The organism is Alsobacter sp. R-9 (genome assembly GCF_054612375.1).
In genome coordinates this window covers 254,749-274,326 of sequence record NZ_JBTSWJ010000001.1, presented here as the reverse complement: position 1 = coordinate 274,326, position 19,578 = coordinate 254,749, and the positions used below count along the sequence as shown (strand labels likewise).

Here is a 19,578-nt window from a genome sequence, read left to right as displayed (position 1 = left end):
AGTCCCTCGGTCGGGGACCTGCGGAACCACAGGTCGTGCCGGGCGCCCGGCAACATGGCGGAGAGGCATCCATGACGAGCCACGAGGGATCCACGCCGTCCGGCTGGCGCGAAAACGCCCGTCGCTTCGCGGGGCTCGTGGCGGCCTGGAGCATGGGGGTCGTGTTTCTGCTCTTCGTGGTGGGGGTGGCGCTGCGCCTCGCCAACCGGCCGGTGAGCTGGATCGATGAGGCCGTCACGCTGCTTTGCACTTGGTCGACCTTCTGGACCGCCGCGTTCGTCCTGCGCTGGCCCGAACACATCGCCTTCGACGTCGTGTTCACGAACCTGAAGCCGTCGCTCCAGAGGGCCAGCCTCCTCATCGGGGGCACCGCTTTCGTCATCCTGATGGGAGCGGCGCTCCCGGGGATGGTGGACTACACCCTCTTCCTCTGGCGCGAGCGCAGTGACTCACTGCAGTTGCGTCTCGACTGGGTCTACGCGATCTACCCCCTCTTCTTCGCCGTCATCGTCCTGCGGTTCGCATGGTCCCTCCGCGAGCTGGTCTCGCCGCGCTGGCGCGCCGAGCTCGACCGCTGGAACGGCACCACGGCAGAGGGTGAACAGTGACAACAGGTTTGTGGGCCCTTCTCGCGTCGGTCTTGTTCGGCGCCCTCCTTCGCCTGCCCTTGGCGCTCGTCATGTTCGCGGGCGGTGCCTCCTACCTGTTCGCCACGCGCCAGGACATCGGCCTGCTCGTGGGACAGGTGATGAGCCAGATGACGGCGATGTATGTCCTCGTCGCCATCCCCATGTTCATCCTCGCCGCGAACATCATGAACGCGGCCACCATCAGCGACCGGCTCTTCGCCGCCGCCAACGTGCTGGTCGGGCGCTTCCGCGGCGGTATCGGTCATGTCACGGTGCTGGCAAGCATGATCTTCTCCGGCATCAGCGGCAGCGCCATCACGGACGCGGCCGGGCCGGGCCTCGTCGCCACGCGCATGATGCGGGAGACCGGAAAGTACCCGGCGGGCCTCGCATGTGCGATCACGGCGGCAGCCGCGACGATCGCGCCAATCATCCCGCCCTCCATTCCTCTCGTCATCTACGCGCTGCTTTCCGGCGCCTCGATCGGGGCGCTGTTTCTCGCGGGCATCGTCCCCGGCATCCTCATGGGCGGCGCCCTGATGATCGCGATCCGGATCATCGCCGGGCGTCGGGGCCTGCCGGTGGGCGAGGCAGTGCCATTGCGGGAGGCGCCGCGCATCTTCGCGCGCTCCGCACTCTCCTTCACTTTGCCCGTCGTGCTGCTGGGTGGAATCTTTTCCGGACTGTTCACGCCCACCGAGGCCGCCGCCGTCGCAGCCTTCTGGGCATTGGTCCTGGGCGCGGGCATCTACCGTCGCATCAACCTGCCGGTGTTCCAGGGCGTCCTGTTCGAGACGGCCAAGCAGACGGCCACGACGATGCTGCTGGTGGCGAGCGCCTTCATCCTCAACTACGCCATCGCCAACGAACGGCTGGCCGAGAGCCTCGTCAACGCCATCGCGGCCATGCAGCTCTCGCCGATGGGGTTCATGCTGGTCGTGAACCTCTTCTTCCTGGTCCTGGGCTGCCTGCTGGACGCTTCGGTGATGATGCTGGTGTTCGTGCCGCTGCTCATCCCGAGCGCGAGGGCGCTGGGCATCGACCTCACCTACTTCGGCATCGTGGTTACGCTGAACTTCATGATCGGCCTGATCACCCCGCCTTACGGCCTGCTCCTGTTCGTCATGGCCTCGCTGACACGGGTGCCGCTGGGAGCGATCATCCGGGAGATCTGGCCGTTCGTGCTGAGCCTCGTTGCGCTGCTCGCCCTCCTGACGTGGTTCCCTTCGATCACCCTCTTTCTCCCGCGGTTCTTCGGCTACCAGTGAGGGACGCGGCCATGCGCGAGATCGCCTTCGTCACCGGCGGTGCCCAGGGCATCGGGCTCGCCATCGTCCGGCGCCTGGCGGAGGACGGGTTCCAGGTCGTCGCAATGGACCGCACGGCGGATCGCCTCGAGACAGCGGTGGCGGATCTATGCCGCGCAGGCCTCGACGTCGCCGCCGCGCCCGTCGACGTCTGCGACCGGGAGGCCGTCTCGGCGGTGTTCTCGGCGCGGCCGCGGGTCGACGTCGTCGTGTGTGCCGCCGGCATCTACAACGACGCCGCCTTTCTCGACCTGACCGACGACGCTTTCCGGCGGATGCTCGAGGTCAACGTCATCGGCACGTTCATTCCCGCCCAGGAGGCGGCGCGTCGGATGCAGGCCGGAGGGCGGATCGTCACCATCTCCTCGCGCGGCTCGCTCGGCGGGACGCGCTTCGCCCACTACGTCGCCTCGAAGGCCGCCGTCGTCGGCCTGACCCGCGCCATGGCGATGGAATTGCGCGCCGCGCGCATCGCCGTCAACTCGGTCGCGCCGGGCTTCACCGACACGCCGATGACCCGCTCCGCACCGCCCGAGATGTTCAAGGCATGGGAGGCGCTGGAGCCCGCCGGCAAGGCGGCTTCGCCCGCGGAGATCGCACACGCTGTGTCCTTCCTCGCCTCGCCGCGGACGAGCTTCATCACCGGCCAGACGCTCTTCGTCGACGGCGGAAAGTCGCTCGGCGGACTGTCCATCTGAGGCCGTCGGCGCAGACGAGTTCGCCCTTACGACGGTGCGCACGGCCGCGACGGCGTTCTGCACGCCTGCCAACAACGTGGCTCGCTGACGTTTCAACGAAGGTTGCGGCCACTACGCTCGCTTCTTCGTAGTTTTACTGACCTCGGATAGATGAATGACACCTCCAGAGCCGATGGAATCCCACGGAAGGGAAAATTTTCGGCCAATCGGCAGCATTCTTCCTTAAGTTCTTAATCCCCAACATGTCTCCGTGACTTGAAAGCATCGGGGGTTGCCATCGTGCTTCGTCTGCCGTTCTCGTGGGGCGCGTCGAGCCTCGGAGAGCTCGTATCCGCCATCGACCGTTCGCAGGCCATGATCGAGTTCGCGCCGGATGGCACGATCCTCACGGCCAACTCCAACTTCCTCGCCACCATGGGCTACACCCTCGACGAGATCCGGGGGCGCCACCACAGCCTCTTCGTCGACAAGACCTACGCGCAGGGGACCGAGTACCGCCAGTTCTGGGAACGCCTGGGCGCCAATCACTTCGAGGTGGCGCAGTACAGGCGCATCCGCAAGGACGGCACCGGCATCTGGCTCCAGGCGAGCTACAACCCCATCGTCGACCGGTCCGGCCGGGTGAAGAAGGTCGTCAAGTTCGCCACCGACATCACGGGGCAGAAGGCGCGCGACGCGCTTTTCGAGGGGCTCAACAAGGCCATCAGCCGGTCTCAGGCCGTCGCCATCTTCAATCTCGACGGAACGATCGTCGAAGCCAACGACAACTTCCTTCGCACCATGGGCTACGGCCTCGACGAAGTCCGCGGCAGGCATCACAGCATGTTCGTGCCCGCCCCGGAGCGGAACAGTCCTGACTACCAGTCATTCTGGGCCCATCTGCGCGCCGGGGAGTACGACGCACGCCAGTACTGCAGGCTCGCCAAGGGCGGTCGAGAGGTCTGGATGCAGGCCACCTACAATCCGATCCTCGACGCGGAGGGCAAACCCAGCCAGATCGTCAAGTTCGCGACCGACATCACCGCACAGGTGAAGCATCGCATGGCGCTCGAAGGCGTCATGAGTCAGATCGGCGCCGTGGTCGAGGCCGCGCGCGCCAGGGACCTGACCAAGCGGGTTTCCGCCGGTCCCGAGGCTGGCGAGGACCTCGCGGCGCTGGGCGGCGGCGTGAACGACCTCGTCGATGCGATGGCCGGCATCCTCGACGAGGTGCAGGTCGCGGCCCGCAGCATGCTCATGGCCTTCCAGGAGATCACCGAGGGCAGCCAGAACCTCGCCGCGCGGACCGAGCAGCAGGCATCGGCCCTCGAACAGACCGCCGCCACGACCGAGGAACTCGCCGCCTCCGTCAAGACGAGCGCCCAGGCCTCGCGCCACGCCGTCGGCTACGCGGAGGAGGCTCGCGGCGTGGCTCAGGAAGGCGGTCTGATCGTCGGCAACGCGGTCGATGCGATGACACGCATCGAGCAGGCCTCGGCGAAGATCACCGAGATCACCACCGTCATCGAGGAGATCGCCTTCCAGACGAACCTCCTCGCCCTTAACGCCGCGGTCGAGGCAGCCCGCGCGGGCGACGCCGGCAAGGGCTTCGCCGTCGTCGCCGCCGAGGTGCGGACGCTGGCCCAGCGCTCGTCGGAGGCGGCCAAGGACATCGGCGGCCTGATCTCGTCGTCCACGGTCGCCATCGGCGAGGGCGTCCGCCTCGTGCGCGACGCGGGCGTGACGCTCGGGCGCATCGTGGAGGCGTCGAAGAAGGTCGCGGCGAGCGTCGAGGAGATCTCGGCGGCATCCGCCGAGCAGGCCAACGGCATCCAGGAGATGAGCCAGGCCGTGGCCCACATGGACGAGATCACGCAACAGAACGCAGGCCTCGCCGAGGCGAGTTCAGCCTCGGCCCTGTCGCTTTCTCACCGGATCGAGGCCCTGTCGGAGATGGTCGACCGGTTCGAGACGCCGTCACGCCGGACCAAGAATCCCTCCGCCGCGCCCCCGGCAGGCCCGGAAGGGCGAGATCAGCGCCGTCCGGTCCCCTTGGCGCGCCGGTCCGCGGCCTGAAGCGGCGCGGGCCCCGAAACCGTCTAGATCGACACCGTCATGCCGCCGTCGACGGTCAGCACCGTCCCCGTGGTGAACGACGCGGCGGGCGACACGAGATAGAGCGCCGCAGCGGCCAGTTCGGGAGGCCGCCCCCACCGGCCGGCCGGGATGCGTGCCGCGATCCGGTCGTGGAAGGACGGATCGGCCGCACGCGTCTTCGCATTGCCGTCGGTGAGGAAGTAGCCCGGGGCGATGGCGTTCACCGTCACGCCGCGCGCTGCCACCTCGACGGCGAGCCCGCGCACGAGGCCGAAGAGCCCGGTCTTGGCCGCGGCATAGCCGGCCATCCCGGGCCGCACGATCATGCCGTTGATCGACGAGGTGAAGAGGATGCGGCCGTACCCGGCGGCGGACATGATCCGCGCCGCCTCGCGGGCCAGCCTGAACCCGCCGGTGAGATTGGCCGCGATGTCGCGCTCCCATTCTTCGTCGGTCATCTCGGTGACGGGCTTGCGCAGGGACGCCGCCGCGTTGCTGACGAGAATGTCGAGGCGGCCGTGCCTTGCGGCAATGTCCGCGAGCGCGTCCCCACCCTCCCGGCCCGAGGTGGCGTCGAACGAAATCCCCTCCGCGCTGCCGCCTCTCGCGCGGAGCTCCGCCACGCGATCGCGGAGGAGAGCGGCGTCCCGACCGTTAAGAACGACATGAGCGCCGGCGCCCGCGATCGCCTGTGCCATCGCCCAGCCGAGCCCACGCGTCGAAGCGGTGACGACCGCCACCTGCCCGGCCAGACCGAAAAGCGTCGTGGGCGTCCACGCATCGGCGGCCTCGGCCGCCCGGGGGTCAGTCATAGTCGATCCTCGGGTCGATGTAGACATAGAGCACGTCGACCATCAGGTTGATCAGGATGTAGATCGCGAGGATGACCAGGATCGAGCCCTGGATCAGCGGATAGTCGCGGCTGCTGATGGCCTGGATCACGAGCCGGCCCATGCCGGGATAGGTGAACACGGCCTCCGTGACGACTGCCCCGCCGATGAATCCCGCGAGCATGATGCCGACGATGGTGATGAACGGCAGCATGGCGTTGCGCATGACGTGGCGCGCCACGATGACGCCCTCGGTGAGGCCCTTGGAGCGCGCCGTCCTCACATAGTCCGCATTGAGTTCGGCGATCAGCGAGCCGCGCAGGAAGCGGGCGAAGATGCCGGACACGTAGAGCCCGAGGGTCGCGGCGGGCAGGATCGTCGCCCGGAGCATGGCGAGCGGCGACTCCCAGAACGGAACGTAGGCCGATGCCGCCGGGAGCAGGCGCAACTCCACGGCGAAGAGCAGGATCAGCAGGATGCCGACCCAGAAGGTCGGCACGCCGAGCGCGAGCGCGCTCCAGCCGCTGAGGAGGCGGTCGAGCCAGGAGCCCTGGGCGAGGGCACTGGCGAGCGCCATCGGGATGCCGAGCGCAAGCCCCACGACGGTGGCCGTCGCGGCGAGCTGGAGTGTCGCCGGAAGTCGCTCGCCGATGAGTTGCATCACCGGCACGCGGCTGTGCAGGGACACGCCGAGGTCGCCATTCAGCGCCCGCCACAACCAGTCGAAGTATTGCAGCACGACCGGCCGGTCGAGGCCGAAGCGGCGTGTCACCTCGGCGATCTGCTCGGGCGTCGCATTCTCGCCCACGAGCACGCCGACCGGGCCGCCCGGCACGGCGTACATCATGAAGAAGATCAGGGCCGACGCCGCAATCAGCACGGGCACAAGGTGAAGCAGCCGGCGCAGGATGAAGCCGATCATCTCGCCTCCCTCCCCGGTTGTGCCGCGACGACCGTGTCGCGCCCTTCCAGCACGCTGGAGAGCGCCCGCCCGATCGTGTCGAACGCGAGGATGGTGAGCGTCAGCGCGAGGCCCGGCAGCACGGCGAAGGTCGGCGCATCGTGGAGGTACTCCTTCCCGGTGCGCAGCATCTCGCCCCAGCTCGGCGTAGGCGGCGGAATGCCGACGCCGAGGAAGGACAGCGCCGCCTCGAGCAGGATCGCCACGGACGAGAGCACGACCATCTGCGTGAGGATCGGGCTCCACGAGTTGGGCAGGATGGTGCGGAACATCGTGTAGGACGACGACGCCCCGAAGGCCTCGACCGCCGTCACGAAGTCGCGCCGCCTGAGAGAGAGCACCTGCGCCCGCGCCACGCGCGCGAAGGTCGGCACGCCGGTGATGCCGACCGCGACGAGTGCCGCCGCCTGGCTGCGGCCGAGAACGGCGATGAGCGCGAGGGCCAGCATGATGCCGGGAAGGGCGAGGAGAAGGTCGACGAGGCGCATCAGCACCGCGTCGCGCCACCCGCCAAAGAAACCGGCGACGAGCCCGATCGGCACGCCGATGGAGGCGGCGAGCAGCACCGCGCCGGCGGCCGTGGCGAGCGACGTGCGGGCGCCGTAGATCACGCGGGCGAGGATGTCGCGCCCCAGTTCGTCCGTGCCGAACCAGTGCTCGCGGGAGGGCCCCTCGAGCATGCTCACGAAATCCTGCGTCAGGGGGTCGAGGCCGAGGAGACCGGCGCAGGCGGCGAGCAGTGAGAGTCCGGCGAGGAAGGCGACGCTGAGTGCCGCGCCCGGCCGCGCGACGACGCGGCGGGCGACACGGGCGGCGGCAACCAGGAGCCCGCTGCTCATGGCGTCGCCCCCGGATGGTGGCAGGCTGCCCTGCTGCGGCTGCCGGTGACCGGGCCGAATGCAGGCGCCGCCGTGCGGCAGAGGGCGGTCGCCCGGAAGCAGCGCGGATGGAAATGACAGCCCGACGGCGGCGACGCCGGATCGGGAATCTCGCCCTCCAGCACGATGCGCGCCGTGCGCCCCTGTACCGCCGCGTCGACGACGGGAACGGCCGAGAGCAACGCCTGCGTGTAGGGATGGACCGGCGCTCCGTAGACGTCGCGCTTGGCGCCCTCCTCCACCACGCGGCCGAGATACATGACGGCCACCCGGTCCGAGATATGCTTCACGACAGAGAGGTCGTGGGCGATGAACAGGTAGGCCAGTCCGAGGTCCCGCTGGAGATCCTGCAGGAGGTTGACCACCTGCGCCTGGATCGAGACGTCGAGCGAGGCCACCGGTTCGTCGAGGATGAGCAGCTTCGGCTTCAGCGACAGCGCGCGAGCGATGCCGATCCGCTGCTTCTGTCCGCCGGAGAACTCGCGCGGGTATCGATGCGCGACGGAGGGGGAGAGCCCCACCATCTCGAAAAGGCGAGCGATCCAGGCGTCCCCGCCCATCTCGTCGTAGAGGCCATGGATGCGCAGCGGCTCGGCCACGGCCTCCCCGACGCTGAGCATCGGATTGAGCGAGGAGAACGGATCCTGGAACACGTACTGCATGCGCCGTCGCACGCCGCGCATGTCGCCACGCGGGAGGCCTCGGATTTCCTGGCCGTCGAAGCGGATGCTGCCGCCGGTGGAGGGGACGAGGCCCATGATCGCGCGGCCCGTGGTTGTCTTGCCGCACCCGCTCTCGCCGACGAGACCGAGCGTCTCGCCGGGCGCCACCGTCAGCGTCACGCCGTCCGCCGCGCGGACGGTGCGGACCACTCGCTTCAACAGCCCCGCCCGGATGGGGAAGTGCACCTTGAGGTTGGTGACAGTGAGAAGCGGCTCCGCTGCTGGCGCAGTTCCGACCTCCCGCGCGGTCGCCGGGATTCCATCGGGGCGCCCGGGACGGGGGACCTCCTCCGCGAAATGGCACGCCGCGTGGCGCGTCCCCTCCAGCCGCCGCAGCGGAGGTTCCTCCGAGCGGCAGCGGGGACGCCCCTCGCCGAGCGCGCAGCGCGGGTGGAAGGCGCACCCGGACGGCATGTCGGTCGGTGTGGGGGGCTGACCCGGGATCGGGTCGAGCCGGTCGCCGGTGACGTCGATGCGCGGCGCGCTGCGCAGCAGCGCGGCCGTGTAGGGATGTCGGGGCTGGCTGAAGATCTCCCGCACCGTCCCCGTCTCGACGATGCGCCCGCCATACATGACCGCGATGCGGTGGGCGACCTCCGCCACCACGCCGAGGTCATGCGTGATGAGGACGACGGCGGCCCCCGTCTCCTTCTGCCGGGCCGCGAGGAGCGCCAGCACCTGTGCCTGCACGGTGACGTCGAGGGCTGTGGTCGGCTCGTCGGCGATGATCACGCGGGGCCGTCCCGCCATCGCCATGGCGATCACGGCGCGCTGACGCATGCCGCCGGAGAACTGGAACGGGTACTGCTGCGCGCGGTTCGCGGGATCGGCGATGTCCACTTCCCGCAGCAGCTCGACCGCGCGGGCAGGTCCTGCGGAAGCGGCAAGGCGCCCGTGGGCGATCTCGCCTTCGACGATCTGCCGCCCCACGGGGAGCAGGGGGTTGAGCGTGGTCGACGGGTCCTGGAAGACGACGCCGATGTCCTGGCCCCGCAGGCGACGGAGGGTTGCCGGATCCGCGCCCACCACCTCCTCCCCGCCCAGGAGGATCGACCCACCGATCTGCGCATTGCGCGGCAGCAGCCCGGCCGCAGCCAGCGCCGTCACGCTCTTGCCGGAGCCGGACTCGCCGACGATCCCGAGCACCTCGTTCTCGTGCACGTCGAGGTCGACGCCACGCACCGCGTGGATCGGCTTGCCCGATCCCACGAACGTGACGTCGAGACCCCGGATGGACAGGACGGGGGCGGTCGTGCCGCTTCCCGCCCGTCCGGCCTGCAGCATCACTTCTTGAACCCGGTCGTGCGCAGCACCAGCATGTTGTCCATGTCGTAGGTGAAGCCCGCGACGTTCTTGCCCGTGACGATGATCCCCTGGTCGTAGGTATTCGTGGGGATGCCGAACGACGTCTCCACCAGCACCTTGTTCAGGTTGTCGTAGGCGGCCTTCACCTCCGGACCGCTGCCGACGGTGGTGTTCACGCGCTCGATGGCCGCCACGTACTCCGGGAAGGGGTGCGGGTTGCCGAGCACGGGATTGTTCACCGTGCGATAGATGCTGTTGGTGGCGAGGCGGGAGGGGAACTTCTGGATGTTGCCGACGCCGCCGAAGATGGCGTCGAAACGACCTTGCAGCATGGTGTCGACCAGCTCCGAGCCTTCCTTCATGTCGAGCTGGATGTCGATGCCCACCTTCTTGAGGGTGGCCTGGACGATCTGGCTGATCACGACGTCGGGCTGGCTGCCGGCGTTGACCACCAGCTTCCACGCGCTCATGTCGGCCGCGCTCAGGCCCGAGGCGGCAAGCAGTTCCTTGGCCTTGTCGAGGTTGAAGGCATAGGTCTTCGCGTAGCTCGGGTCATGGGCCGGGCTCGACGGCGCCCACGGCAGCGCCACGACCTCGCCGAGGCCCGCGTAGCCGGCCTTCAGGATCGCGTCGCGCTCCATCAGGTAGTTGAAGGCCTGCCGGAACTTGGCGTTCTTGAACGGTCCGCGCGTGGCGTTGATGCGGAACACCTGCACCAGAGGCCCGGGGCCGGACAGCACCGGGTAGTCGGCCGACTTCAGCCGCGCCGCGCTGCGCGCGGTGCCGCCGTAGATCACGTCCACGCCGCCGGATTCGAGCGCCGCCGTCGCCGCCGCATCCTGCGAGAAGATCGTGATCTCCACGTCCTTGGACACCGGCTGGCCCTGGCGCCAGTAATTCGGGTTTGCGGCGAGCTTGATGCGCTGGCCCACGACCCGCTCCGCCAGCACGTAGGCGCCCGAACCTGCGGGCTTCTGCTCGACCGTGTCGATCCCGGCCGGATCGATGATCGTCATGAACTGGAAGAGGTCGGTGATCTGGCGCTCGGGAACCGGCGTCTTGAAGGTCACCTTGATGGTGGACGGATCGACGACGGACCACCCGTCGACGATCGACATCGTGGCATAGAGGTTCTTGCCGAGCTTGGGATCGGCCGCCTTCTTGAGGTTCGCGGCCACCGCCTCTGCGTTGAAGGCGCCGCCGCCATGGAACTTCACGTCCTTGCGCAGAAACAGCGTCACCGACTTCGAGTCGGGCGCGATCTGCCACGATTCCGCGAGGCTCGGGATCGCCTTCCCGTCGGGCGTGTACTCGATGAGGCTGTCGTAGAGGTTCTTGATCAGCGTGGCGTTGACGAACGAGAACTGGTGCGGATCGAAATTGGCGATGTCGGCGATCACCGCCACGCGCAGCGTGCCTCCGGATACCTGCTGGGCCGAGGCGGGAGCCGCGGAGACGAGCATCGTTCCGATGGCCAAGGCGCCTGCGATGCGGCGCAACCTTGAGAAGCTTTGCTTCATGTCCTGCATCCTTCTGTTGAGGCGGTGGGCTGGGCGTCAGGGCGTCGCAGGCCGCGGCGATGTTCTTGCGGCATTGCGGTCGGTGAAGGTTTCGAGCGGATAGATCGGCCGGGGCAGCCGCTGCCAGGGCAGCGTGTAGACGTCCGACTGTCCCGGACCCGTCGTGTCGGCACGGATCACGCGCGACGTGATCGACCCGAAGTACTGGAAGTTCGAGGCCGTCTTGAGCACCGCCATCTTGAAGTCCGTCGGCTCGAGGCCGTGGACGCGGTAGACGTCGGGCACGTTGCCCGCCACGCCCCTGAGCTCGCTGACCAGCAGCGTCACGGGCCCGACCTCGAAGACCGCGGTGCGGCCCATGTCGATCTCGCCATGCTGGTAGCCGGACATCTTGATCAGCCCCTCGCGGAGCATGCGGACGCGTCCGGTGACCTCCAGCGGCTTGAAGAACCGGCTCGCCGTCTCCCCGCCCACCGTCAGGGTGACGGTGGCACCCTCCCCTGCCTCCCAGAGGCGCGCGACGACCTGGGGCGAGATGAGAGGGATGAGGGCCGGACCGCGGATCTTCAGCCGCAGCATCGACTCCAGCAGCAGGTTGCTGTCTCCCGCAGAGCCTCCGAACACGGTGTCTCCCGTGTCGCTCAGCACCACGAGCCCCTTCGGCTCGGCGTCGGCCATGCGCACGGCGTCGTCGATGGCGATGGCCTCGCGCTCGAGGAAGGCGTCGCGCAGGCTCCACGCATGATCGGCGAGGTCGTCGGCCAGCCGCTCGGCGAGCGCGCGGTCACCATTCGTGACGACGACCGCGGTCCATCCTCCCTCGTCCACGTCGAGCCAAGGCTGCATCGGGAACGGAGCGGCCTGCAGCACGCGAGGATCCGTCTCCATGGCCCGGGCGCGGTCGAACCACGCCTTCATCGGGCCGTGCGCCGTCAGGAACTTCTCCTGGTGCGTGACCAGCGGGATCTTGCGGTGGGCGATCACCGGCTTCAGTCCCTCGCGCAGGATGCGGATGAGGAGCCGCATGCCGATCAGGCCGGTGTCGAAGAGATCGTGCGGCTGGGTCCTGTGGCCGACGATGGCGTCGACCGAATCGACCATCAGCCGCGTGACGTTGGCGTGGTGGTCGAGGCCGAGCACGATCGGCACGTCCGGCCCCAGGATCTCCCGGCACAGCGCAGCCTGTTCGCCCTCGACATCGTCGAGGCCCTCGGCGGCACAGGCTCCGTGCAACTGGAGATGGAGACCGTCGAGCTTGCCGGCCTTGCGCAGCCCGTTGGCCATGAGGTCGAGGAAGTACCGGCGGGAGTGGGTGTCGATCCGCCCCCCGGCCACCGCGTGGGCACGCACGATGGGGACCGTCTCGATTCCGCCGCCAGCCTCGGCGATGGCGGCCAGATGGCCGCCGACCTGCCCGAGGCCGCCCGACTTGTCGATCACCTCCTGCCCGAGGTGCAGGCCGAACGACTGGTAGTCCCGCAGCGTCGTGAGCTGGGGGTTGAAGTCATTCGTCTCCTGGGCGACGTGGATCAGGCCGATGCGCATCCCGGGCTCCTAGAAGTATGTCTTCACCGCATCGACGACCGTTCCCTCCGCGTCGACGACGAGAAGGACGTCCCACTTGTCGAAGGTCGTGCAGGGATGGGCGATCCCGAGGGACACCATGTCGCCCACGGCGAGCGGGCTGTCCGCCGGGAGCGTCAGATGGGCGTGCTGGTCGTTGAGGCCAGAGACGACGTGCCCCGGCGGGAGGGGCTGCGGCGCGTCCATGCCGCCGCCCGGCCGGAACCACGCGGTGGGGATGGGCAGGTGCGAGTCGTGGCTGACGTCGCGCTTGCCGGCCGTCAGGATCGCCTTGCCCGGTTCGGGTCGCGACTGCACGGAGGTCCAGACCTCCAGCGCCGCCGTCAGTCGCCCCGGCGGAAGGTGAAGCGACGTCTCCCGCAGGATCCGGTCGTGCGACGTCTCGTAGCCGATGGCATCATGGGTGAGGTAGCAGCCGCTGCGGATGACCTTCAGCACCGGCCGGTCCCCGAAGAGGGCCGGGCCGAAGCGCTCTCCCACGCGGTCGTAGAACGCGCTTCCGCCGGCGCTGAGGACGACGGGCATGCGCGGCGGGAACAGGCCTTCGGACACCGCGGCAGCGGCCACCGCGAGCACGTCGTCGAGCATGGCGTCGACGGCGCGCGTGTCGGGCAGGATGCCTTCGAAGCACTCGATGCCCGTCAGCGCGAGCCCCGGCGCCGCCACCACCGCGCGCGCCACGGCGAGCGCCTCCTCGCGTGTTCGGGTCCCGGTTCGCCCGCCGGGCACGCCCATCTCCACGAGAACGCCGAGGGGCCGGCGCGAGCCTGCCCGCCGGGCTCCGTCGGCGAGCGCGGAGACGCAGGCGAGGCTGTCAGCAAGGACGTGCAGTTCGAACGCAGGGTCGGCGAGCGCCGCGAAGCAGGCGTCGATGGCCGCCCGGCCGGTCGGCTGGTTGGCGATGATGACCCGGGGGAAGCCGAAATGGCGGGCGACGGCCATCTGCTGGGTCGTCGCGACCGTGATCGCCCAGGCCCCCGCCCCGTGCTGCATGGCGTAGAGCTGCGGCGCCATCGTCGTCTTGCCGTGCGGGGCGATGAGCAGCCCGTTGGCGTCGAGGAACGCGGCCATCCACGCATTGTTGCGCGCGAGGATGTCGGCGCGCATCACTGCGGCAGGCAGCGGGATGTCGCCGCGGAAGATGTTCCAGCCTTTCGCACCGACCTCGCCAAGCCGCACGCGGCCCGCCGCGTCCGGGATGCCCTTCGTCAGGGCGTCCAGCACGAGGCCGTCGATCTCGCCGCCGTTGCGCGGCGGCAGCGGCAGGCGTTTCAGGCCCATGGGTCGGCGTCCAGCGGCGCGATTGGCCGGCGCACGCGCCGGTAGGTGACCTTCAGCGGGTCGTAGGGGAACGGCCCGCCTGTATCGAGGTAGTTGATGGCGGGCGCGATGCGCGCGAACGCCGCCGAGAAATGGTTGGACGACTTCACCACCACGATCGCCTTCTTCGACAGGTCGATGCCGAGGTTGGTGAAGGCCGGCGGGCTGAAGGTCTGGGAGCGCTTGCTGCCCAGCACGATGTCCACGTCGCCGACCGACACGGCCGCGGCGGCGCCCAGCGATACCCAGCTCTGCTCGAAGGGGATGACGAGATCGTCGGTGACGGCCTTGACGACCACCTCGACGTCCAGCGATGGCCCCGAGATCGGCGTCGCCTTCCCGCCGATCCGCAGCCAGAGCCGGCTCCCGGGACCCGCCGCCCGGCACAGGTCGACGGCCACGGGATCCCACGTGACGCCGATGGCCGATGGCACGTCGGGATGATGAAGCAGCGTCTCGATCATGATCGTGCTGTCGCCGGGCACGCCGCCGCCGGGGCTGTCCCAGCGGTCGCCGAACACCTGCGGCCACGCGGTGGCCTTCCGCGCCAGTTCGATCGCCTCCTCGGGCTTGTAGTGGCGCGGCGTCGCCGCCCGCCCCATCGCAAGCACCTCGCGCCCGAGCTTCTCGGCGAGGGCGGCCGCCTTCGCGCGATCCCCGTCGGTCGTCACCAGCACCCGGAACCCGACCTCCGGCACGTCGCCGGCGGAGAACCCGTGTGCGAGCGAGATCGAGAGCACGCCGTCGTGGCCTTCCATCGCCATGATGCGGTCGACGAAGGCGCGGCCGATCGGCTGGTTCGTCATGAAGGCGCCGGTCAGCGTCCGGCAGTCGAACATCGCCATCGTCGGGTGGATCTCGCCGCGCCGGGTGCGGATGGCGAGGTCGACGAGGTCCTCGGCGCGGGCGAGGAAGTCGGTATGCGGAAACTCCTTGAAGAGCACGACGACGTCGCAGGCCGCCACGCGCTTCTCGGTGAGATGGCAGTGGAGATCGTACTCGGCGCCCACGACGGCCTTGGGTCCGACGATCTCACGGGCGCGGGCGAGCAGGTCCCCCTCGCAGTCCTCGTAGCCGTCGGCCACCATCGCGCCGTGCAGTCCGAAGAGCGCGATGTCGACGGGCATCGCCGCGCGCAGCTGGCCCAGGATCTCGTCCCTCAGGCTCTCGTAGCCGGCCTTCGACACGAGCCCTGCGGGCTCGGCCCAGGCGCTGGTGCCCTCGACGAGTTCGAACCCGTCCTGCCTGGCGCGGCGGCGGGCAGCGACCACGGGGGCCGTGCAGAGGGTCGGGGTCTCCGGGTGCTGGCCCGGCGGTTTGTAGAAGGCGTTCTCGAACGCCGCGCGCCCTACGGGCAGCGGCGCGAACGTGTTCGTCTCGGTCGCCAACGAGCCGACGAACATCCGCATCGCTGGCCTCCCCTGCCCCGAGCGGAACGGACCAGCAGGCGTTCCACATTGTAAGATAGCTGGTCTGTATCCATGTTCGACTTCAGCCAGCGGACTGTCAACGGGGTTTCGTTAGTGATTTTTCCCGTTGCAAATCCTGCAGACCAGCAGTGTAGTGAAAAGAGATCGACGCTGATGATCGTTCTACATTGTGGAACGACGGCAGTCGTCATCGGCGCAGCCGGGGCGGGAGGCCCCGCCGGGAGAGCTTGTTGAGCCAGCGAACCACCGATGCGGCCGCCCCGGCGCCCGAGGCTCGGATCCAGTCGATCGCGCGGGCCAAGGCGATCCTCGACGTGCTGGCGGCCGGCGACGGCGGCTGGATCACGCTCCGCGCCATCGCGGCGGGCACCGGCCTCGCCAAGACCACGGCCTTCAACCTGACGACGGCGCTGGTCGAGGTGGGCCTCGTCGAGCACAACCCCGGCCAGGGCGCCTACAGGCTCGGCGTCGAGTTCATCGCCTACGGCCGCGCCGTCGAGCGGCGCACGGACCTGCTGGGCTTCATGCGGCCCTATCTGGTCAAACTCTGCGCCGTCACGCGGGAGACGGTCAATCTCGCCCTGCCGTGTCCGACCGACGTGATCATCGTCGACAGCCTCGAGGGCTCGCAGTCGCTGCGCATCACCTCCTATGCCGGCACGCGCGCGTCCTACCACTCCACGGCCTGCGGGCGGGCGCTGCTCGCCTACGGCAGCGAAGCGACGCGCCGGCAGGTCCTCGGCCTGCATCCGCTTGTGCCGCTCACCCCCCACACCACCGTCGATCCCGCCCGGCTGGAAGCCATCCTCACCGAATGCCGCCGCCGCGGCTTCGTGGAGGAGGTGGAGGAAAACGAGGAAGGCGCCGCCTGCGTCGGTGCTGCGCTGCTGGACGGCAAGGGAGACGCGGTCGCGGCGGTCAGCATCGCGGGCCCCCTCACTCGCATGGGCGAGGAGGCGCGTCACCGCATCGGCCGGCTGCTGGTCGAAACCCTGGAGGAGGCGCGGCAGGGCCTTCTCACCGCACCCCGCCACTGAATGGAACCGTGATGGCGCGACGCATCCTCCTTGCCGGTCTCTTCCACGAGACCCACACCTTTCTGGAGGAGATCACCGGAGCCGCCGACATGCGGACGCGGTCCGGCCAGGAACTGCTGACGCGACGCGGCGACGCCTCGACCGTCGACGGCTTCCTCGAGGTCGCCGAACGCCACGGCTGGACCGTGATCCCGGCGCTGGAGACGCAGGCCACGCCCTCGGGCACGATCGACCACGCCGTGTTCGAGGACTTCTGGACCGCGTTCGAGGCGGTGGCCCGGCCAGCCATCGCCGAGGGCATCGACGGCATCTGGCTCGCCCTCCACGGCGCCATGGTGACGACCGGGACGGACGACGCGGAGGGAGAACTCCTCGCCCGCATTCGAGCCCTTCCCGGCGCCGCACGGTTGCCGATCTTTGCCGTCTTCGACCTCCACGCGAACTTCACGCCACGGATGGCGGCTCTCGCCGAGGGACTCGTCGGCTACAGGGAGAACCCGCACTCGGACGCCCGGGATGCCGCGGTGCTCTCCGCCGAGTTGCTGGCACGCAGCCTCGCCACGGGCGTCCGGCCCCGCATCGCATCCCGCAACTTCCCCGTGCTCTGGCCGCCCACCGGGACCGGCACGGCCGACGAGCCGATGCGCTCCCTGAGCGCTGCCGCCCGTCGGATGGAGACGGAGGATCCTCGCGTCTGGGCCGTGAGCATCGTCGGCGGCTACTCCTTCGCCGATACCTGGCACACCGGCGTTGCCGCCTGCGTGGTCGCGGACGCAGACCCGGAGGCGATGTCTGCGCACCTGGACGCGCTGGAGACCATCGCTGTCTCGCAGCGCGAACAGGGCGTTCCGGCTGAATGGGACCTCGAGGCTGCCATCGACGATGCGCTCGCCCGGCCTCCCGCGGACGGACCCGCGATCCTGGTCGAACCCGCCGACAACATCGGCGGCGGCGCACCCGGGGACTGCACCACCATCCTGCGCAGCTTCGTCCGGCGCGGTCTCGCGCGCTCCGCCGTGGTCATCAACGATCCGGCGGCCGTGCGCCGCCTCGCCGAATGCTCGCCCGGGGACAGGGTCACGCTGCCCCTCGGCGGCAGCAGCCGGCTCGATCCCGGCCCCTTCGACCTGGAGGTCGAATTCGTCTCGCGGTCCGACGGGCGCTTCGACCTCGAGGATCGACGCAGCCACATGGCGGCGGCATCTGGCATCCACATCGTCATGGGCCCCTGCGCCACCGTCCGCGCCGGAGGCACGTCGATCCTGATCACCTCGCGCAAGACCGCCCCGTTCGATCTCGGCCAGTTGAGATCTCAGGGCATCGTCCCGGAGGACCTCGCCTTCGTCGGGGTGAAGGCGGCGGTCGCCCACCGGCGGGCCTATGACCGGTTGCGCGGCCGCAGCTACTGGGTCCGCACGCCGGGCCCCTGCCCGAGCGATCTCACGACCCTGCCCTATCGGAAGATCCGCCGGCCGATCTTCCCCCTCGACCCGCCCTGGAGACCCTCATGACCTTCGTCCCGGAGTACCCGGCCCTCGACGATACCCCCCGCTCGCACCTTCCCTTTTCTCCCTGCGTGAAGGTGGGCCCCTTCGTCTTCGTCTCCGGGCAGGCCTCGGTCGATCGCTCCGGCGCCATCGTCAACGACAGCTTCGAAGCTGAGGTCCGTCGCTCCATCGAGAACATGCGCGAGGTGCTCAAGGCCGCCGGCTGCGACCTCGCCGACGTTGTGCAGACCCGCAACTACGTGCGCGACGCTGCCGACGTGCCGGAGTTCAACCGGCTCTACCGCGAGTACTTCCGCGCGCCCTTTCCCGCACGGACGACCATCACGGGCTGCCTGTCCGGCCTGAAATACGAGATCGAGTGCATCGCCGTCGCGCGGGCCTGACGCGCGCAACCATGGGGAGCCTTCCATGACGATGACCTTCACGGCCTCCGCCCGGCGCATCGCCGAGGCCGCGTCGCTCGTGCCCGGCGGCGTCAACAGCAACTTCCGGCTCGGCATCTCGCCGACACCGCTGGTCATAGACCATGGCGAGGGCCCCTACCTCCACGACATCGACGGCAACCGGCTGATCGACTACTACCTCGGCATGGGGCCGATGATCCTCGGCCACAACCCGCCGCAGGTGGTGGAGGCGATCCGCCGCCAGTTGGAGAAGGGCCTCCTCTTCGCGGCGCAGACCGAGATCGAATACGAGGCCGCGGCCCTCGTGAACAGGCTCGTGCCTTGCGCCGAACGCCTGCGGTTCACGTGCTCCGGCTCCGAGGCGGCGCAGGCCGCGCTTCGCGTCGCACGCGCCGCCACCGGCCGCTCCACCATCCTGAAGTTCGAGGGCCACTACCACGGTTGGTTCGACAACGTCGTCTGGAGCGTCGCCCCCACGGCCGAGACGATGGGGCCGGCTGACGCACCGGCCCACGTGCCCGGTTCGCCGGGCATCGACCCGCACGCGGAAGCCTCGATCGACGTGTGCGTGTGGAACGACCTCGACCGTCTCCGCGCACGGTTGAAGAAGGGCGACGTTGCCGGGCTCATCATGGAGCCCATCATGTGCAACCAGAACGTCATCAAGCCGGATCCCGGCTACCTGGAAGGCGTGCGTGCGCTTTGCAGCGAGACCGGCACCGTCCTGATCTTCGACGAGGTCATCACCGGCTTCCGCGTCGCGCCCGGCGGCGCGCAGGCCCTGCTCGGCGTCACACCCGATCTCGCCATCTTCGGCAAGGCCATCGCCAACGGCCTGCCCGTTGCCGCGGTGGCCGGTCGCGCCGACCTGATGGACCTGATGGTGACCAGGCGCGTGATGCACGGGGGCACGTACAACGCACACCCGCTCGGCATGGCGGCGACGGTCGCCACGCTGTCGACCCTCGCCGACGGTCGTGTCCACGAGACGATCGCGGTGCGCGGGCAGCGTCTCATGGAGGGCTTCCAGACCATCCTGCGCGACCGCCAGATCGCGGCCCGCGTGCAGGGCCTGCCGCAGATCTTCCACGTCACCCTTGGCGTCCGCGAACCGATCCACCGGTACCGGGACCAGGTGATGGCGGACAAGGCCGGCTATGTTCGCCTCACGACCGCCCTCCTGGGGCAAGGCGTCCGGGCGCTCGAGCGCGGCGCCTGGTTCCTCTCGATCGCCCACGATGACGCCGTGATCGACGCCACCATCGCGGCGTTCGACAGGGCCGTCGCCGAAGCCCTGGCCTGACGGCTCCTGCGGCCGGGACGGGCCCATCCCTTCCCGGCATGCATGGCCGCTGGCCGCTTCGACCGT

General features: G+C 69.3%; 16 protein-coding genes. 8 read left to right on the top strand and 8 right to left on the bottom strand.

Translation table 11 applies throughout. From position 1 onward, the window contains the following. Positions 1-71: 71 nt before the first annotated feature. The 4 genes from ACX9GQ_RS01325 to ACX9GQ_RS01310 all read left to right on the top strand — a co-directional run bounded on the left by ACX9GQ_RS01325 (position 72) and on the right by ACX9GQ_RS01310 (position 4,689). The gene (locus tag ACX9GQ_RS01325; protein ID WP_459627722.1) at positions 72-608 is read left to right on the top strand and encodes a TRAP transporter small permease; all 537 of its coding nucleotides are present in this window, start codon (positions 72-74) and stop codon (positions 606-608) included. A 32-nt stretch (positions 609-640) separates the two neighbouring features. Then, a complete protein-coding gene (locus ACX9GQ_RS01320) occupies positions 641-1,897 on the top strand; it encodes a TRAP transporter large permease (protein WP_459627721.1) in 1,257 nt (418 codons plus the stop codon). A gap of 11 nt (positions 1,898-1,908) precedes the next feature. Next, a complete protein-coding gene (locus ACX9GQ_RS01315) occupies positions 1,909-2,634 on the top strand; it encodes an SDR family NAD(P)-dependent oxidoreductase (protein WP_459627720.1) in 726 nt (241 codons plus the stop codon). 279 nt (positions 2,635-2,913) lie between these two features. Further along, positions 2,914-4,689, top strand: coding sequence for a methyl-accepting chemotaxis protein (locus ACX9GQ_RS01310; RefSeq protein WP_459627719.1), 1,776 nt, complete (start codon positions 2,914-2,916; stop codon positions 4,687-4,689). 23 nt (positions 4,690-4,712) lie between these two features. On the opposite strand, the gene ACX9GQ_RS01305 is transcribed toward ACX9GQ_RS01310, so the two are convergent. Genes ACX9GQ_RS01305 through ACX9GQ_RS01270 form a run of 8 tightly spaced genes read right to left on the bottom strand, consistent with a single transcriptional unit; the run spans position 4,713 to position 15,239 of the window. After that, positions 4,713-5,522: an SDR family oxidoreductase gene (locus ACX9GQ_RS01305; protein WP_459627718.1), complete on the bottom strand. Its 810-nt coding sequence runs from the start codon at positions 5,520-5,522 to the stop codon at positions 4,713-4,715. Further along, complete coding sequence (locus tag ACX9GQ_RS01300; RefSeq protein ID WP_459627717.1) at positions 5,515-6,462, bottom strand: ABC transporter permease; 948 nt, start codon at positions 6,460-6,462, stop codon at positions 5,515-5,517. Before ACX9GQ_RS01300 ends, ACX9GQ_RS01305 begins: the two co-directional genes overlap by 8 nt. Further along, positions 6,459-7,340: an ABC transporter permease gene (locus ACX9GQ_RS01295; RefSeq protein ID WP_459627716.1), complete on the bottom strand. Its 882-nt coding sequence runs from the start codon at positions 7,338-7,340 to the stop codon at positions 6,459-6,461. Before ACX9GQ_RS01295 ends, ACX9GQ_RS01300 begins: the two co-directional genes overlap by 4 nt. Next, entirely contained in the window at positions 7,337-9,385 is a 2,049-nt protein-coding gene (locus ACX9GQ_RS01290; RefSeq protein WP_459627715.1) for an ABC transporter ATP-binding protein, read from the bottom strand. Before ACX9GQ_RS01290 ends, ACX9GQ_RS01295 begins: the two co-directional genes overlap by 4 nt. After that, complete coding sequence (locus tag ACX9GQ_RS01285) at positions 9,385-10,926, bottom strand: ABC transporter substrate-binding protein (RefSeq protein WP_459627714.1); 1,542 nt, start codon at positions 10,924-10,926, stop codon at positions 9,385-9,387. The genes ACX9GQ_RS01290 and ACX9GQ_RS01285 overlap by 1 nt, the downstream gene beginning before the upstream one ends. Before the next feature lie 36 nt (positions 10,927-10,962). Then, positions 10,963-12,471, bottom strand: a complete 1,509-nt coding sequence (locus ACX9GQ_RS01280) for a M81 family metallopeptidase (protein WP_459627713.1) — start codon at positions 12,469-12,471, stop codon at positions 10,963-10,965. Between the two features lie 9 nt (positions 12,472-12,480). After that, positions 12,481-13,791 (bottom strand): type III PLP-dependent enzyme domain-containing protein, encoded by a 1,311-nt coding sequence (locus ACX9GQ_RS01275; RefSeq protein ID WP_459627712.1) that lies wholly within the window; start codon positions 13,789-13,791, stop codon positions 12,481-12,483. Further along, on the bottom strand, positions 13,782-15,239 hold the full coding sequence (locus tag ACX9GQ_RS01270) for a M81 family metallopeptidase (protein WP_459627711.1): 1,458 nt from the start codon (positions 15,237-15,239) through the stop codon (positions 13,782-13,784). The genes ACX9GQ_RS01275 and ACX9GQ_RS01270 overlap by 10 nt, the downstream gene beginning before the upstream one ends. A gap of 251 nt (positions 15,240-15,490) precedes the next feature. Between ACX9GQ_RS01270 and ACX9GQ_RS01265 the strand changes: the two genes are divergently transcribed. The 4 genes from ACX9GQ_RS01265 to ACX9GQ_RS01250 are packed head-to-tail and all read left to right on the top strand — an operon-like array spanning position 15,491 to position 19,512. Next, on the top strand, positions 15,491-16,297 hold the full coding sequence (locus ACX9GQ_RS01265; protein ID WP_459627710.1) for an IclR family transcriptional regulator: 807 nt from the start codon (positions 15,491-15,493) through the stop codon (positions 16,295-16,297). Between the two features lie 11 nt (positions 16,298-16,308). Continuing rightward, entirely contained in the window at positions 16,309-17,808 is a 1,500-nt protein-coding gene (locus tag ACX9GQ_RS01260; RefSeq protein ID WP_459627709.1) for a M81 family metallopeptidase, read from the top strand. Further along, positions 17,805-18,188 (top strand): RidA family protein, encoded by a 384-nt coding sequence (locus ACX9GQ_RS01255; RefSeq protein WP_459627708.1) that lies wholly within the window; start codon positions 17,805-17,807, stop codon positions 18,186-18,188. The genes ACX9GQ_RS01260 and ACX9GQ_RS01255 overlap by 4 nt, the downstream gene beginning before the upstream one ends. A gap of 25 nt (positions 18,189-18,213) precedes the next feature. Further along, positions 18,214-19,512, top strand: coding sequence for an aspartate aminotransferase family protein (locus ACX9GQ_RS01250; protein WP_459627707.1), 1,299 nt, complete (start codon positions 18,214-18,216; stop codon positions 19,510-19,512). Positions 19,513-19,578 lie beyond the last annotated feature (66 nt).